The 15823-nt window shown below is 68.9% G+C and carries 15 protein-coding genes; 8 read left to right on the forward strand and 7 right to left on the reverse strand.

From position 1 onward, the window contains the following. Positions 1 to 395: 395 nt before the first annotated feature. The gene (locus QSJ59_RS08195; RefSeq protein ID WP_285758357.1) at positions 396 to 2543 is read left to right on the forward strand and encodes a (Fe-S)-binding protein; all 2148 of its coding nucleotides are present in this window, start codon (positions 396 to 398) and stop codon (positions 2541 to 2543) included. 113 nt (positions 2544 to 2656) lie between these two features. Here QSJ59_RS08195 and QSJ59_RS08200 read toward each other — a convergent pair whose 3' ends face one another. Further along, on the reverse strand, positions 2657 to 2875 hold the full coding sequence (locus QSJ59_RS08200; protein WP_285758359.1) for a hypothetical protein: 219 nt from the start codon (positions 2873 to 2875) through the stop codon (positions 2657 to 2659). Positions 2876 to 3228: 353 nt separating this feature from the next. Continuing rightward, positions 3229 to 3756 (reverse strand): gamma carbonic anhydrase family protein, encoded by a 528-nt coding sequence (locus QSJ59_RS08205; RefSeq protein WP_285758361.1) that lies wholly within the window; start codon positions 3754 to 3756, stop codon positions 3229 to 3231. A 363-nt stretch (positions 3757 to 4119) separates the two neighbouring features. Here QSJ59_RS08205 and QSJ59_RS08210 point away from each other — a divergent pair, with 363 nt between their 5' ends. Both QSJ59_RS08210 and QSJ59_RS08215 read left to right on the forward strand, forming a co-directional pair. Further along, complete coding sequence (locus QSJ59_RS08210) at positions 4120 to 5340, forward strand: hypothetical protein (protein ID WP_285758363.1); 1221 nt, start codon at positions 4120 to 4122, stop codon at positions 5338 to 5340. 130 nt (positions 5341 to 5470) lie between these two features. Then, complete coding sequence (locus QSJ59_RS08215; RefSeq protein WP_285758366.1) at positions 5471 to 5920, forward strand: GNAT family N-acetyltransferase; 450 nt, start codon at positions 5471 to 5473, stop codon at positions 5918 to 5920. 102 nt (positions 5921 to 6022) lie between these two features. On the opposite strand, the gene QSJ59_RS08220 is transcribed toward QSJ59_RS08215, so the two are convergent. After that, the gene (locus QSJ59_RS08220) at positions 6023 to 7609 is read right to left on the reverse strand and encodes an MDR family MFS transporter (RefSeq protein ID WP_285758367.1); all 1587 of its coding nucleotides are present in this window, start codon (positions 7607 to 7609) and stop codon (positions 6023 to 6025) included. Positions 7610 to 7836: 227 nt separating this feature from the next. On the opposite strand from QSJ59_RS08220, the gene QSJ59_RS08225 reads away from it, so the two are divergent. Together QSJ59_RS08225 and QSJ59_RS08230 are read left to right on the forward strand one after the other, a co-directional pair. Beyond that, positions 7837 to 8457 carry a TetR/AcrR family transcriptional regulator gene (locus QSJ59_RS08225; RefSeq protein WP_285758766.1) on the forward strand — a complete coding sequence of 207 codons (621 nt, stop codon included), beginning with the start codon at positions 7837 to 7839 and terminating at the stop codon, positions 8455 to 8457. A gap of 621 nt (positions 8458 to 9078) precedes the next feature. Continuing rightward, positions 9079 to 9483 (forward strand): C40 family peptidase, encoded by a 405-nt coding sequence (locus QSJ59_RS08230; protein WP_285758368.1) that lies wholly within the window; start codon positions 9079 to 9081, stop codon positions 9481 to 9483. 66 nt (positions 9484 to 9549) lie between these two features. Here the strand turns inward: QSJ59_RS08230 and QSJ59_RS08235 are convergent, their stop codons facing one another. From QSJ59_RS08235 to QSJ59_RS08245, 3 genes are read right to left on the reverse strand one after another with little or no spacing between them, the layout of a single operon-like run. Further along, positions 9550 to 9933 carry a RidA family protein gene (locus tag QSJ59_RS08235; protein ID WP_285758370.1) on the reverse strand — a complete coding sequence of 128 codons (384 nt, stop codon included), beginning with the start codon at positions 9931 to 9933 and terminating at the stop codon, positions 9550 to 9552. 33 nt (positions 9934 to 9966) lie between these two features. Beyond that, positions 9967 to 11091: an aminotransferase class V-fold PLP-dependent enzyme gene (locus QSJ59_RS08240; protein ID WP_285758372.1), complete on the reverse strand. Its 1125-nt coding sequence runs from the start codon at positions 11089 to 11091 to the stop codon at positions 9967 to 9969. Positions 11092 to 11125: 34 nt separating this feature from the next. Further along, entirely contained in the window at positions 11126 to 11863 is a 738-nt protein-coding gene (locus QSJ59_RS08245) for an IclR family transcriptional regulator (protein WP_285758373.1), read from the reverse strand. Positions 11864 to 12048: 185 nt separating this feature from the next. On the opposite strand from QSJ59_RS08245, the gene QSJ59_RS08250 reads away from it, so the two are divergent. Genes QSJ59_RS08250 through QSJ59_RS08260 form a run of 3 tightly spaced genes read left to right on the forward strand, consistent with a single transcriptional unit; the run spans position 12049 to position 15310 of the window. Then, positions 12049 to 13647 carry an N-acyl-D-amino-acid deacylase family protein gene (locus QSJ59_RS08250; RefSeq protein WP_432707447.1) on the forward strand — a complete coding sequence of 533 codons (1599 nt, stop codon included), beginning with the start codon at positions 12049 to 12051 and terminating at the stop codon, positions 13645 to 13647. Further along, positions 13647 to 14657: a sugar kinase gene (locus QSJ59_RS08255; protein WP_285758376.1), complete on the forward strand. Its 1011-nt coding sequence runs from the start codon at positions 13647 to 13649 to the stop codon at positions 14655 to 14657. The genes QSJ59_RS08250 and QSJ59_RS08255 overlap by 1 nt, the downstream gene beginning before the upstream one ends. A gap of 53 nt (positions 14658 to 14710) precedes the next feature. Continuing rightward, the gene (locus QSJ59_RS08260) at positions 14711 to 15310 is read left to right on the forward strand and encodes a bifunctional 4-hydroxy-2-oxoglutarate aldolase/2-dehydro-3-deoxy-phosphogluconate aldolase (RefSeq protein WP_285758378.1); all 600 of its coding nucleotides are present in this window, start codon (positions 14711 to 14713) and stop codon (positions 15308 to 15310) included. Positions 15311 to 15346: 36 nt separating this feature from the next. On the opposite strand, the gene QSJ59_RS08265 is transcribed toward QSJ59_RS08260, so the two are convergent. After that, positions 15347 to 15634, reverse strand: a complete 288-nt coding sequence (locus tag QSJ59_RS08265) for a hypothetical protein (RefSeq protein WP_285758380.1) — start codon at positions 15632 to 15634, stop codon at positions 15347 to 15349. Positions 15635 to 15823 lie beyond the last annotated feature (189 nt).

The raw sequence follows: 15823 nt of genomic DNA on the forward strand, positions 1-15823 counted from the left end.
CGCAATATTGCTTCGGGATCTGCTTGCTGTCAAATCAGTTGAGTCGGGTCGGCTCAACTTTCCTTGCATGAAGGATCAACGTGGCTGTGGGGTCACTTGTTCCCGTTCCGATCGTCTTCTTCCCGTGGAATCGACGAACCAAGGGGCTTTTCAGGGAAGACCTTGACCCGGCTCAGGGGATGGCGTTCGGCCTCTCGGGGGCGCTCGCGCGGCGAGCCTGCGTCAGGGGGTGCGCACGCTGATCACTAACGTAGGAGTTATCTGGCTTCCGGTGCGGATGCCCTCCCGCAGGGGCACCGGCCGGCATTGCACTACTCGCTAGTAACATAAATTTCTGATCCCCGGTGTGTGGCGCATCGGGAGACCTGAGCCAAGCAGGATGGAGGCCGCGGACGATGCTCCACGTGATTCTGGGGATCTTTTCGGTTGCGTTCGCCGTGGTCGGGACAGCGATGTTCGCGATTGGCATCCGCCATGTCGTGCGAACCGTGCGCCTCGGCCAACCGGTGACCGACCGTCAGGGTCCGTTCGGGAAGCGCTTGACGAACATGCTGGTCGAAACGCTCGGCCACACCCGCATGCTCAAGTGGCGGTGGATCGGTGTCGCGCACTGGTTCGTGATGGTGTCCTTCGGCGCGCTGTTCTTCACTATCGTCGAGGCGTTCGGCGAGGTCTGGAACCCGCACTACGAAATCCCGATCATCGGGGAGTGGGCGGTCTACGGCCTTGCCATGGAGCTCATCGCAGCCCTGGGCGCGCTGGCGATCCTGGGACTGGCCGTCTACCGCCAGGTGCGAGGACCGCGCCGGCTGGGCCGCCAGTCGCGGTTCGCCAACTCGACCCACTGGCAGGCCTACTACGTCGAGGCCTACATCTTCGGCATCTACCTCTGCATCTTCCTGATCCGCGGCTTCCGCGTGGCCATGGACCACTTCCCCTACCCGGTGTGGGCCACCCCCGTCTCACACGCCCTGGGTGCGGTTCTGCCGCCCTCGGAGATCGGTCTGTCGGTCGTGGCCACGGTGAAGCTCGTGCTGTCCTTCCTGTTCTTCGCGATGATCGGCAAGATCCTCACGATGGGGATCGGGTGGCACCGCTTCACCGCCTTCTTCAACATCTACTTCAAGCGCAACGCCGACGGCAGCGTCGCGCTCGGCCCGGCCAAGCAGATGCTGAACAAGGACGGCAAGCCGCTGGACTTCGAGGAGGCCGACCCCGACGAGGACCCCTTCGGGGTCGGAAAGGTCGAGGACTTCACCTGGAAGGGCCTCCTCGACTTCACCACCTGCACCGAGTGCGGCCGCTGCCAGTCGCAGTGCCCGGCCTGGAACACCGGCAAGCCGCTCTCGCCCAAGAAGCTGGTCATGGACCTGCGCGACCACGCCTATGCCAAGGCGCCCTACCTGACGGCCGGGATCAACGAGCAGACCCCCGACATCCATGACGACGTCCTCGCCCTGCTCAGCCGCCCGCTGGTGGGTACCGAGGAGGAGAACGGCGTCATCGACCCCGACGTCCTGTGGGCCTGCACCAACTGCGGTGCCTGCGTCGAGCAGTGCCCCGTCGACATCGAGCACGTCGACCACATCCTGGACATGCGTCGCTACCAGGTCATGATCGAGTCGAACTTCCCCTCCGAGGCCAACAGCCTGCTCAAGAACCTTGAGAACAAGGGCAACCCGTGGGGGATGAGCGAGACCAAGCGGATGGACTGGATCTCCGAGGTCGACTTCGAGGTCCCTGTCGTCGAGGACAAGCTGCCCGAGGGGACCGAGTACCTGTTCTGGGTCGGTTGCGCGGGCGCGCTTGAGGACCGTGCGAAGAAGACCACCAAGGCGATTGCCGAACTCCTGCACATCGCCGGGGTCAAGTTCGCGGTGCTGGGCGGGATGGAGGCGTGCACCGGCGACCCGGCGCGCCGCCTGGGCATGGAGTTCATCTTCCAGATGCTGGCCCAGCAGAACGTCGAGACCCTCAACGAGGTCGGCGTCACCAGGATCGTGGCGAGCTGCCCGCACTGCTTCAACACCCTGGGCAACGAGTACCCGCAGCTGGGCGGCAACTACGACGTCGTCCACCACAGTCAACTGCTGGCCGCACTCGTGGACGAGGGACGGCTCACCCCGGTCCAGCCGATCGAGGAGAACATCACCTACCACGACCCCTGCTTCCTGGGGCGGCACAACAAGGTCTACACCCCGCCGCGCGACATCATGGCCCAGGTTCCCGGGATCACGACCGTGGAGATGCACCGCCACAAGGAGCGCGGCTTCTGCTGCGGCGCGGGCGGTGCGCGGATGTGGATGGAAGAGCGCATCGGCAAGCGCATCAACACCGAGCGGGTCGACGAGGCCCTGACCACCAACCCCGACACCGTGTCCACGGCTTGCCCGTTCTGCCAGGTCATGCTCGGTGATGCCATCAACGAGAAGAAGTCCAAGGGCGAGGCGAAGGAGACTCTGGAGGTCGTCGACGTCTCCCAGCTCCTGCTCCGCTCGGTCAAGGGCGAGCAGCCTGCGACGGCCGAGGAGCCGGCGGTCTAGTCACTGTCACGTGCGGGACCGGGCCCCGGGGGAACAAGGCGAGACCGCCCTCCCCAGGGGCCCGCGTCGTTGCGGCTGCCGGTCGGGCGGACCGGAAGGGGGCCGGGGCCCGGTCAGCGGCGAGGCATGCGCACCCGGCGACGCACGGTGTGCGGAGCACGCGGGGCCGGCGGGACCGGGGCAACGGAGGGAGGAAGTCCCAGCACCCGGTCGAGTTCTTCGGGACTGATCCGGCCTACCGCAGTCGCCGCTGCGACCAGGACGTCGGTGTAGAGGTCGATCTCGGCCAGAGCGACGTCATCGTGCAGACGCGTGTCGAGGTTTGTGTCCACCGGCACCCGCCTCCAATACGAACAGTCCCCCGGCAGGGGAAAGCCCTGCCGATTCGGAGGAGCCGAGGGAGGGCCGCCGTTCAGTGTCGATATCAAGATTACGCGGCGGTAGCCAGGCGGGGCATGGCCCATCAGGACCATTTTCGATCTGCCTGCTGATGTAGTTCTTCAATGCCATGGATTCGTGGCATTTCGCATGCCCTATGGGCTAGGGAGACCGAATTAGTAGACCGATTTTCTCTCTTTTGAGCAGGGAAAAGCGAACTCGGTCAATTGCTGTGAACTGCGGAGATGATCAGGCGGGTCGGAGTGTGGTGGAGGTGTTCCCGATTTCCGGGTAGCCCGGAAATCGGTTAGCGCCACTCGACCTGACGGTGCTCCTGTGCGTAGCCCGCGTATTTCTCCGGTGTGCGGGCGAATACGGCCAGGTCGGCGTCGGTGAGTTCCCGGATCACTTTGCCGGGGACCCCGGCCCACAGCGTTCCGGCGGGCACGACCTTGCGCGGTGGCACCAGCGCTCCGGCAGCCACGAGCGCTCCTGCGCCCACGCGCGCTCCCCCCAAGACCGTGGCGCCGATTCCGATCAGTGCACCCTCTTCGATGACCGCTCCGTGCACCATCGCCTGGTGCCCCAGGCTCACCCGGTCGGCGAGGACGGCCGGCTCGCCCGGGTCGGCGTGCAGACCGCACTGGTCCTGAATGTTGCACTGCTCACCGATGACGATGTCCTCGGTGTCGGCGCGCAGGACCGATCCGTACCAGACGCTGCTGTGCGCGCCTATGCGCACCCGTCCCACAACGACTGCCCCGGGGGCGATCCATGCGTCAGGGTGGATCGTCGGTTCACCGAAGGCCGCGTCTCCGATCAGGGCGTCGATCATGGGCCGATCTCCTTCGCCGGACGAGCGTTACGTGGTAACGGAATGGCCGATCCAGCCACACCGGGGTGAGAACGCGCATACCTTAGTAGGTGCGCGCCTCCGGCGCATGCGGCGGGCCCGTATCGTCACCCACCACACACTGGCCGCTGAGGGCGGCCCCGACGCCTCACTACTACTGTGAAGCCTCTGGCGGTCACCATCGCGCCACGCCTCGCACACGGCCCGTCTCCTCGCCGGATCCTGCCGTCCCGGTAAAGATATGGAATCCCGCTCCCCTATGTGTGTTCCAGATGTTATGGGAATGATAGGCAGGGACTAGTCGTGCACCCCCTCCAACTCTCAGTCGACCCGGTTGATTAGGACATGAACGAGCACAGCACAGAGATCCTGCCGAACCTCCTCCGCGAGGAAGCCTTCCCCACCGCGCGCAAGGGCTACGACAAACATCAGGTCGACGATTTCGTCGTCCGCAACCACAACCAGATCCGTGATCTGCAGGAGCGGCTGGCGCGCGCCCACGACGAGCTGGAGCAATTGCGCCGCCAGCTCGCCGAGGCCAAGGCCAAGGCCGTGGTGAAGCCGGAGCACGAGCAGATCAGCGAGCGCCTGGCCAACATCCTGCGCATCGCCGACGAGGAAGCCTCCGACAAGCGCTCCAAGGTCGACAAGGAAGTCGGTGACATCCGCGCGTCGGCGCAGGAGGAGTCGCAGGCCAAGGTCAAGGACGCCCAGGAGCACGCCGAGCGGATCGTGGGCAGCGCCCGCGACCAGGCCAACGAGCTGGTCACCTCCGCCAAGCAGGAGGCCGAGCAGCTGCGCGAGCAGGCCAAGGAGGAGTCCGAGCGCAAGCTGGCCGACTCCGAGGCGCGCGCGACGCGCATCCACGAGACCGCCGACCGCCGTCTCGCCACGCTCACCGCGACCCACGGCGAGGCCGCGCGCAGGCTCAGCGACATGCGCGACACGCTCACCGAGCTGCTCCAGGCCGAGACCAAGGCGGGTCCACTGGACAACGGTCTCTCCCGCGCCGACTTCGGCACGGAGACCGCAGACGGCGACGAGGCCAAGGACGCCAAGGACGCTAAGGACGCCAAGGAGGCGAAGCCCCAGCAGCCCAAGGCCGAGGGCGCCAAGCCTTCCGCGCCCAGCGCGCCTCCCGCACCGACAGCGCCTGCGGCCGTGAAGGATGAGGCGGCGGCCAAGAACGAGCAGCCCGCCCCGCAGCGGCCCGCTCCGGCCAAGCCGCAGCCCGCCCAGAACGCTCCGGCACGCCCCGCTCCCGCCGACGCCGACGAGGCGACCATCAAGCTGAACCCCGACGACGAGGCGACCGCCAGGATCAGCCCGGAGGACACCAAGGCTGCCGCGGAGCAGTCCGGGCCGTCCTCCCAGCCGGTCCGGCAGAACCCTCAGCGTCCGCAGGGGTTCCGCTACTCGGGTCCCGCGCCGACTCCGACCGAGGAGCCCACCGCCCAGATGCCGCCGATCAACGATCCCGGCATGACCGGTATCTACCGGCACCCCGAGGCCAAGCCGTCCCCGGATGACGAGGCCACCGAAGGTGTGCGCATCATTCGCCCGTGACGCGGTCGGGCCGATGATGAAGTGGGGCCGGAAGAACCCGGCCCCACTTCATTGATTTAGCCCGCTGATGTGGGTTGATGTGGGGCAACGTCGGTCTTGTCCGTTGCTGTCGGCTACGATGCCGAAAACCATGATTATCCGTGCGGCCATCCGCTCCGACCTCGGCGCCATCCTGCGGCTCCTGCGCGACATGGGCGACTCCGCCCCGGCGCAGAGCGGCACCGTCCGCATGTCCTCGGCAGCGGTACGTGCCTGGACCCGGATCGAGAGCGACCCCGAGCGCACCGTCCTCGTCGCCGAGCGCCGCGGGCAGATCATCGGCACCCTCGATCTCATCGTGGTCGCCAACCTCACCCATGACGCCCAGCCGTGGGCGGTCGTCGACAACGTGGTGGTGGATGCGGCCTACCGCCGTCGCGGTATCGGTCGGGCGCTGATCGACGACGCGATGACCCGAGCCGCTGCCGCGGGCTGCTACAAGGTCGAACTCCTCTCGCACGAGACCCGGCAGGGCGCGCACCACTTCTACCTCGCGGTCGGTTTCGAGAACTCCGCGGAGGGTTTCCGCCGGTACTTCTGAGTGCCGGCGTGCCGGTGCGTGTCCGCCGCGGACCGTGTCCTCCTGGCAGGGCGGACGCCGAAGGGCCGGCCGCCGAAGGACGACCGGCCGGGAAGACGCGGATCAGGTGTGCGAGCGCAGCGGGGTGGGACGCAAGAAGAGGACCACCACGAAGGCGGCCAGGGCGACGGGAGCGCCGACCACGTAGACGTGGTGCATGGCGTCGTTGAACGCGCCCAGCACGAGTTCCCGGACCGCGTCGGGAAGCGCGTGGATGGCTGCGGGCGAGCCGGTCGCCGCCACCGCCAGTTCGTCGGGGGAGGCTCCCGCGGCGATCGCTTCCGCACCCACGGAACGGAAGCCGCTACTGAACGAGTTCGTCATGATCGCGCCGAACGCCGAGACGCCGATCGCCCCGCCGAGGTTGCGGAAGAAGGTGACCGCCGAGGTGCCGGCGGCCATGTCGGCGCGGTCGAGGGCGTTCTGCGTGGCCAGGATCAGGATCTGCATCGACAGTCCCAGCCCGAGCCCGATCAGCCCGACCCCTGTCCCGACCAGGGCGATGCTGGAGTGCACCTGGAGCAGGCTGAGGACACCGAATCCCGCGCTCACCAGGAGCATGCCCGCGACCGGGTAGATCTTCCACTTACCGGTCCGGCTGACCAGCATGCCCGAGCTGATGGAGGCGGACAGCATGCCGACCACGAGGGGCAGGGTCATCAATCCGGAGGCGGTCGGGCTCATGCCCTTCACGATCTGCAAATACTGCGGGAAGTAGATCATCACCCCGAACATCGAGACGCCGACCAGCAGCGAGGCCAACCCGGCCAGGACGAAGGTCGGGTTGCGGAACAACCGCGGCGCCATGATCGGGTCCTCGGCGCGGCGTTCGGCGAAGACGCCTGAGACGGCCAGGACGAGTGCCACCACGATGAACAGGTAGGTGACGGGGGAGTTCCACGCGAACTCCTTGCCGCCGAGACTGAGCAGCAGCATGACCGCGGCCGCCGAGCCGACGATGCAGGTCGCACCCCACCAGTCGATCTTGTTGGCGGTCCGTTCGTGGGCGGGCATCCGAAGCAGCCACTGGATGACACCGAAGGAGACCACGGCGAGCGGGACCGTGATGAAGAAGCACCAGCGCCAGCCCAGCGGGCTGTCCACGAGGAATCCGCCGAGCAGGGGGCCCGCGACGGTGGAGACCCCGAAGACCGCGCCCAAATACCCGGAGTAGCGACCGCGCTCGCGCGGTTCCACCACGTCGCCGAGGATGATCTGCGGGAGAGAGACCAGTCCGCCCATGCCCACGCCCTGGAGGAGGCGGGCCCCGATCAGCCAGGAGATGTCGGTGGAGAACCCGGCCGCGACCGAGGAGGCGATGAAGATCACCAGTGACACCTGGAACAGCGGCTTGCGCCCGTAGATGTCGGAGAGCTTGCCCCACAACGGGGTGGTGGCCGTCATGGTGAGCAGTGAGGCGCTGGCCACCCACGCCAGTTTGTCCTGTCCGCCGAGCTCACCGATGATCGTCGGCAGCGCGGTGCCCACGATCGAGTTGGTGAGCATCGAGGTGAGCATTGCCAGCATCAGGCCGATCAGGATGTTCCTGATCTGACCGCCGGTGTAGCGGGGGGCGGCCCGCTCCGGGTCCGGTCCGGTCGGGGTGGCCCCGACCGCCGGCCGCTCGGATAATGCTGTGTCCTGCTTCATGCTGGGAGCCCCCGACTCGTCTGTGACCCGTGTTCGCCCGCCCGTGCGTTTCGGCATGCCGGCGCGCCGCGGCGGCATGCGGATGGGCGGGAGTCTTCTACCGGTATAAGTAAACGGTGTTGACTTGTCAAGTTGGTTCCCGGTCGTCCGGAGGGCGGTGGTGTGATGCCGGATGATTGGGGGCGCGAGTGAACGAGACGCCGGATATGAGCGAGGAAGAACCTGAGATGGATGGGCCCGAAGCAGTCGACGAGTGCGCTGATCACACCCGGGTGCGCGATCGGGAGGCCACCCGGCAGCGCATTCTGGACAGCGCGAGAGAACTGTTCACCAGGGACGGCTACGCCCAGGTGTCCTCCAGGCGGATCGCCGCGCACGCCGGGGTCAACGTCGCTCTGATCAACCGTTACTTCGGGGCCAAGCGCGGACTGCTCGCCGAGGTCGTCGCCGAGGAGGCGGTCTTCCCCGGCGTTTTCGAAGGCGACCCTGCCACCCTTCCCCGCCGTATCGCCGAGCAGTTGGTCCACCGGGCGCGCGGTGAGGCGACACCGCTGCAACGGGCTCTCGAACACTCCGCGGGCGACCCCGACCTTCAGGCCATCTACGCCGAACGCCTGGAGTCCGCGATGTTGGTACCGCTGGCGGGGCACCTCAGCGGTCCGGATGCCCGCACCCGGGCGTCCCTGGCCGTCCTCACCATCCTCGGTTTGGGGACGCTGCGCCGGGTCGAGGGCGCCACCGCCCTGGCCGAGGGGGACGCCGGGGAATTGACCGAGCGGTTCACCAGCATCATCGCCGCGTGTCTGGCCGAAACCGTGTCCCCGCAATCGGGGCCATCGGGCGACTGATCCGGCTGGTTTTCCTGCTGTTCGCCGCCTTTCGGGGCCTGGGCCGGTCCTAGGGGCGACGTGGTGCCCCGGCTGTTCGATGCTCTCGGAAAGGTCGAGGGCGCGCAAAGAAACGGTCTGCCGGACTGGCGTTCGATCGTTGCCCCCGAAGCGGAGAGTGACCATCCTCACCAGTTTCGGGCGCCATGCTCGTGGGTTTCGGGCTGGCAATAGGCGGATGGTGATGCTCGGGTCAGTGCCAGGTGCGGTTTTGGATAAAACTCCAGCTCAGGGCGCATTTTTTGTGCAATTCGGCGTCGGGGTCCCGGTCGGTGCCGACCGTTTCGGGTGTTCCGGCGGTCGCGTCTCGCCGCTGTCCGAGCCAATTCCGGCTCGTTTGCCGACGGGTGCTCCGGGCCCCGCGTTGCCGGTGACACGCCGCCCTCCTATTGATTTCTGGAGCCGCCGCGCCCGTGTGTTTCGGTGGGCACGTTGCTTCGTCGCCCGCTGTCCATGCGGCATTTGACCAGTTCAATGGGGAATTTAGCGATGTCTTTCTTCGGGGTTTTCGGTCGATCGCAGACTGGTAACAGTGCACACCGTATGGTCGGCACTGCTGCGGCTCTATCGGCACTCGCTGTCATGGCCACTGCCGGGTTGGTTGCAGCAGCACCCGCAGCAGCCGGCTCGGACGCTGTCACGGAGGCCATCGACGCGGCCACGAACAAGGTCGGTACGCCCTACCGCTACGGGGGCACCGGCCCGAACGCCTTCGACTGTTCCGGACTTGTGCAGTGGTCCTACAGACAGGCGGGGGTCACGCTGAAGCGGACCACCTACGAACAGGTCAAGCAGGGGACGGCGGTCTCCCGGAGCAACATGCGCGCGGGGGACCTCGTGTTCTTCTACCCGAGCGTCAGCCACGTGGGCATCTACCTCGGCGACAACAAGATGGTCCACGCCCCCAGTTCGGGCAAGCGGGTCCAGGTCGTGGACATGTCGGTGTACTACAACGGGAAGTTCCACTCCGCGCGCCGGATCAGTTGACCCTTTCGCCTCCGAACGTGCCGCGGCGCCCCGCTCCGCAGAGGAACGAGGCGCCGCAGTGGACCGCTAGTCCCGCAGCTTCGCGACGACGTCGATCTCGACCAGGATGTTCATCAGGTCCGAGCCCACCGTCGTGCGCACCGGGTAGGGGGCGGTGAAGAACTCGGCGTAGACCGCGTTGTACTCGGCGAAGTCGGCCTTGAGGTTCTCCAGGTGCACGGTACTTTTCACCACGTCGTCCAGGGTGAGCCCGTGCTCGGCCAGCACCGCCTGGATGTTGCGCAGGACCTGTGCGGTCTGCTCGCCCACCGTCGGTGCGACCTCACCGGTCTCGGGGACCTGGGGGCCGAACCCCGCGGTGTAGAGGAACCCGCCGGCCACGACGCCCTGGCTGTAGGCTCCGGCGGGCTTCGGCGCCGCGCCGGTGCGGACTTCCTGCTTGCTGCTCATTCGATCGCTCCTAGTCGTTTTCGGTGGTGGGGCTCAGGCCAGTCGGGTGCGCAGGGCGTCGGCCACCACCGCGGCCTCGCCCTCCTGGAGCAGATCGGCACCGAGCCAGAAGCCCAGGACCGATCCCGACTCCTCGTGCGGCAGGACCGCGATGCCGGGCTCGTGCGCGAGGAGGTCGCGCACGAGCGCCGCCGCCCCCGTCCTGGCCGATTCCGGGTTGATACCCACACGGAGGCGAGGAACCGGTTGGCCGGCCTCGTTGAGCGGCTCCCGCTCGACCGTCACACCGGGCAGATCCGCCAGGGTCGTGCGCCAGTGCTCCAGGACCGCGTCCCAGCCGCGTGCCATGGCCGCGTGGTCGAGGCCGAGGTAGCGCTCGACCGCTGCCAGTAGGCCGGCGATCTCTTCCTTCCCGGCTTTCATCGGGCGGGCCAGTCGCTGGAACGGGGCGCCGTTCTGTCGCGCTGCCTCGACCAGGTCGGCACGCCCCACCATCAACCCACTGGCCTGGGGGCCGTGCAGGGCCTTGCCGCCGCTGAAGGTCACCAGGTCGGCGCCCACCTCGGTGCTGAAGTGCCACAGGTTGGAGACGGGGGGCAGTTGCGCTGCCGCGTCCACGATCACCGGGACACCGCGTCCGTGTGCGATCCGCACGACGTCCGCCAGGGGGAGGGCCCCGCGCGCCAGGTGCGGTCCGGCCACGTAGAGGACCGCAGCGGTCCGCTCGGTGATGGCGGCTTCCAGCTCCCAGTCGAAGGTCTGGATGACATTGCCGATCGCCCTGACCCGCGCCCCGGCGAGTGTGACGGCCGAGTCGTAGGGGATGCGGTGCGCGGTGTGCATCACGACCTCGTCGGGAAGCCCCGGGGCGTCGGGCAGCAGGCCGATCAGTCGGGGGTCGGACCCGGTCCGACACGCCATGACCCCCAGGACCATGGCAGCCGCGCAGCCCGAGGTGACGTAGGCGGCCTCGTTGCCGGTCAGGGCGGCGATGCGCCGGCCTGTCGCCAGGTGCAGTTCGTGCATGTCCACGAACGCGCCGGCCGCCTCGCGCATCGCGTCCAGCACTTCGGGGGGCATGAGTGAGCCGCCGAGGGCGGTGAAGGTGGTGCTCGCGTTGATCACGCGGCGCAGGCCGAGCGTCTCGTGCAGTCCCAAGTCCAAACACTCCCTGTCGGTCGTCGGCGGTCGGTTACCCGAGTTCGTGCGCGATCGCGCGTGCGGTGTCGAGCAGGTCGGGGACCAGTGCCCGGAGTTCGTCGAGCGGGGCGATGACGCGCAGCGAGGTGATGGAGATCGCCGCGACTATCTCGCCGGTGCTGTTGCGGATCGGCGCGGCCACGCAGTTGATGAAGTCCTCGAACTCGCCGTCGTCCACCGTCCAGCCGCGTTGGGCGGTGGCCGCGATCTCGACCGCCAGTGCGGCGCGGTCGGTGAGGGAGGCGGCGGTGTGGGCGGTCAGCGGTTCGGCGGCGTCCAGCAGTCGGTCGGCGCGTTCGCGCGGGAGCTGGGACAGGATCGCCTTTCCCACTCCGCTGGCGTGTGGTGCCGCGGGACGGCCCACCCGGGAGTACATCCGTACGCCGTCGCTGCTCTCCAGCTTGTCGATGTAGAGGACCTCGTCGCCGATGAGCTGGGCCAGGTGCAGGGTGTGCCCGCAGGTGGCGTGGAGGCGCCGCAGGTGTGGCGCGGCGAGGGGGCGCAGGTCCAGGGTTTCCAGGGTCTGCTGGGCGATCTCGATCAGCCGGGTGCCCACCGCGTGGCGCCCGTCGCCCAGGCGGCGGGCGAACCCGCTCGCTTCCAGCGTTTGCAGTAGGCGCAGGGCGGTCGACCGGTGGACGCCCAGGAGGTCGGCGACCTCACCCAGGGTGCGCGGCTCGGTGGCGAGGGATTCGATGATCGTGATCGCCCGTTGAACGGTCTGCGACATGTCCGCTCCCTCCTCCGGTGGGGTTGCGCCGTGCGGCCGGTGTGGACGGCGCCGGTGGCGGCCCGATGCCGGGGCACCGCCCCCCGAGGGGTGGAGTCCGGGAGGCCGTGGTGCATATACTGCCGCATGCGTTGCATATGTTGCAACGCAGTGGGCGGGAGTGGTCGGCCGACCGAAGGAGACACGTGACCGAGTTGGTGCTCGCCGGCGGCGTGCTGGTGGACGGGACCGGGGCGCCGAGGCGCCGTGCGGACGTGGCGATCGCCCAGGGGCGCATCACCGCGGTCACCGAGCCCGGAGACCGCGACGCCCCCGGGCGGCGGATCGACGTGTCCGGGTTGGTGGTCGCGCCCGGGTTCATCGACATGCACGCCCATTCCGACCTCGCCGTACTCGCGGACCCCGCACACGAGGCCAAGGTCGCCCAAGGGGTGACCACCGAGGTCCTGGGCCAGGACGGACTCGGCTACGCCCCGGTCACCGATGCCACCATGCCGGCCGTGCGCGAGCAGATCGCCGGCTGGAACGGCACCCCCGACCTCGACTACGCCTGGCGCAGTGTCGCCGACTACCTGGACCTGGTGGACGCCGGCGCCCCGGTCAACGTGGCCTACCTCGTTCCGCAGGGCAACATCCGTATGGCGGTCGTGGGCACGGAGGACAGGCCGGCCACCCACGAGGAGCTGGACCGGATGCGCGCCCTGGTGGCCCGCGGCATGGCGGACGGGGCGTTCGGGCTGTCCGCGGGGCTCACCTACACCCCCGGCATGTACGCGGACGACGACGAGATCGTCGCGCTTCTGGAGCCGGTGCGTGCCGCAGCCGGCTACTACTGCCCCCACCACCGCAACTACGGCTCCCGTGTGGTGGAGTCCTATCAGGAGTGCCTGGACGTCGCCCGTCGCGCCGGGGTCGCCCTGCACCTCGCGCACTGCCACGTCAATTTTCCGCTCAACGCCGGCCGCGCCCCGGAGGTGCTCGCCGCCGTGGACGCGGCACTGGCCTCCGGCACGGACGTCTCGCTGGACAGCTACCCCTACCTGGCGAGCGCCACGTACCTCGGTTCGCTCCTGCCCAGCCGCGCGCACGCCGGAGGAGTGGCCGCCTCGGTGGAGCGGCTGCGCGACCCCGCTGAGCGCGCACTGCTGCTGCACGAGGTCGAGGTGGTCGGCTCCGACGGCAACCACGGGGTGCCGGTGGACTGGTCGTCGATCGTCATCACCGGTGTACGGTCCGACGCCTTGGCCTGGGCGGTGGGCCACTCGGTGGCGCACCTCGCGGCCCGAAGCGGTCGGCGCCCCGGTGAACTGTTCGCCGACCTGCTGGTCGAGGACGAGATGGGGACCGGCTGTCTGCTCAAGGTCGGCAACGAGGAGAACGTCCGCACCATCATGCGCCACTCCGCGCACACCGGCGGCAGCGACGGGATCCTGGTGGGGGCCAAACCCCACCCCCGGGGATGGGGGACCTTTCCCCGCTATCTCGGGCACTACGTCCGGGAACTCGGGGTCCTCGGTCTGGAGGAGTGCGTCGCCCACCTGACCTCCCGGCCGGCCCGACGTCTGGGGCTGGCGGACCGGGGGACGGTGCGTCCGGGGGCAGCGGCCGACGTGGTGGTCTTCGATCCCGACACCGTCGCGGCCACCGCCACCTACGACGCTCCGACGCGGACCCCCGTGGGCATCCCCCACGTGCTCGTCAACGGCGAGTTCACCGTGGCCGACGGGGTGCGGTCCGAGCGGTTGCCCGGCCGCTCGCTGCGTTCGGCCGGCCGGGCACGCTGATGCGCCCCGAGTTCGACGTGCTGTGCCTGGGGGAGACGATGGCGCTGCTCACCCCGGTCGACACCGTCGCCCTGGACGAACATCCGGAGCTGGCCGTCGGGATCGGCGGCGCCGAGTCCAATGTGGCGTGCGGGCTGGCGGGGCTGGGGCACCGCACCGGCTGGATCAGCAGGGTCGGCGACGACCGGTTCGGACGGACCGTCACCCGCACACTGGCCGAACACGGGGTGGACGTGTCCCGGGTACGCGTGGACGCCGCGCGGCGCACCGGGCTCTACCTCAAGGACCCCGCGCCCGAGGGCAGCGCCGTGCACTACCACCGCAACGGCTCGGCCGCCTCGGCGATGGGCCCGGACCTGGCCCGCGACCCGGTTCTGCGCCTGACCCGCGTTCTGCACCTCTCCGGGATCACCCCCGCGCTCTCCCCGGACTGCGCCGCCTTGGTGCGGCGGTTGCTGATCGGCCGGGAACCGGCCGGCCCATTGGTCTCCTTCGACGTCAACCACCGGGCGGCACTGTGGGGGACGGCCCGGGCGGCCGGTCCGCTACTGGAGCTGGCCTCGGCCGCCGATCTCGTCTTCGTCGGCCGCGACGAGGCCGAGCGACTGTGGGGAACGCCTACCGATGACGCCGTGCGCGCGCTGCTGCCGACCGTTCCGCTTCTGGTCGTCAAGGACGCGCACGTCGGCGCGACCTGTTACGAGGGGAGGCGGCGGACGTTCGTCTCCGCTCCGGAGGTGGCCGTGGTGGAGCCGGTCGGCGCCGGGGACGCCTTCGCCGCCGGTTTCCTCTCCGGTCTGCTCGACGGCCGGCCCATCCGGGAACGGCTGCGTCTCGGGCACATCGCGGCGGCCGCCGTCCTGCGGAGCAGGAACGATCTGGCCGACCCGCCGGATCCGGAGGAGCGGGCCCGGTTGCTCGCCCTGACGCCGCCGGACTGGGAACGGCTGGCGGTTCCCGGCCCGGGGGTGCGTCCGACCGATCCGATCGCCACCGCCCAAGGGCATTGACCAGGGTGTCGGCCGACCGGCCGGCCATCGCGCCGAGTGACAGGGAAGAGACCATGGCACACGACTTCGACGAGATCTTCACCGGGCACCGCATCATGGCGATCCTGCGCGGACTGCCGCCGACCCAAACCGTCGAACTGGCCGTCCGGGCCTGGGACCTGGGGATCGACCTCGTCGAGGTGCCCATCCAGACCCCCGCTGCCGTGGGCGCGCTCCGTGCCGCCGTCGCAGCCGGAGCGGAGAGGGGGCGCATCGTCGGCGCGGGGACGGTGATCACCGGCGGGCAGGTGGCGCAGGCGCTCGACGCCGGAGCGGCCTTCACGGTCGCGCCGGGTTTCGACCCGGCGGTGCTCGCGGCCTCCGTCGCGGCCGGTCTGCCGCACCTGCCCGGTGTCGCCACGCCGGGCGAGGTGCAACAGGCGATGCGGCACGGGGTGGAATGGGTGAAGGCGTTCCCGGCCACCGCGTTGGGCACCGGTTGGTTCACTGCGATGCGCGGGCCGTTCCCGCGCCTGAAGATCGTGGCGACCGGCGGGCTGGACGCACACAACGCCCCGGACTACCTGGCGGCGGGGGCGCGGGTGGTCGCCGTCGGGTCGGCGCTGTCGGACCCGGCCCAGGTGGACGCGCTGGGCGCGCTGCTTGCCGACTGACGTCGGCTCCGGGGGGAGTGGGGCCGTGCCCCGGGGTCACTCCAGGATGATCGATCCGGCCCTGACCGGTGTCGGGAACTGCACCGGCCCCCGGCCGGACCGAAGAGCGAGGGTGGGATGGCACGTCGCGCCGCCGAAAAGCGTGTACCGGGTGTCCTCGGAGGTCTCCATCGCCACGATTCCCCCTTGCCCCCGGGCCAGGGGGTGCCCGTTAGATTCCTCCACCACCTGGCGGTAGCCGGATTCGAAGACGATCGTCGCGCGGAGTTCCGCACGCGGGCACCGATTCACGAAGCTCGCTGCCCCGGCAATGGTCGCGGACATCGTGGTGAGGTTATTGGGGCGGATCGGCACAGTTGGCTTCCTTGATTCAAGCGGCGCGGCTTCCTTGTTCCTTCTGATGGTTGTTTAGCCCGCGCATCGCCTAATCAGCGGGCAACACGGTCGGCGCATGGGCATGTCTATTCCGTTTCATGACCAAGGCTTGGTGTGGGCGAGACGGAGGCCCCGATT

The sequence above is a fragment of the Nocardiopsis ansamitocini genome (assembly GCF_030268225.1).
In the GTDB taxonomy this organism is placed as follows: domain Bacteria; phylum Actinomycetota; class Actinomycetes; order Streptosporangiales; family Streptosporangiaceae; genus Nocardiopsis_D; species Nocardiopsis_D ansamitocini.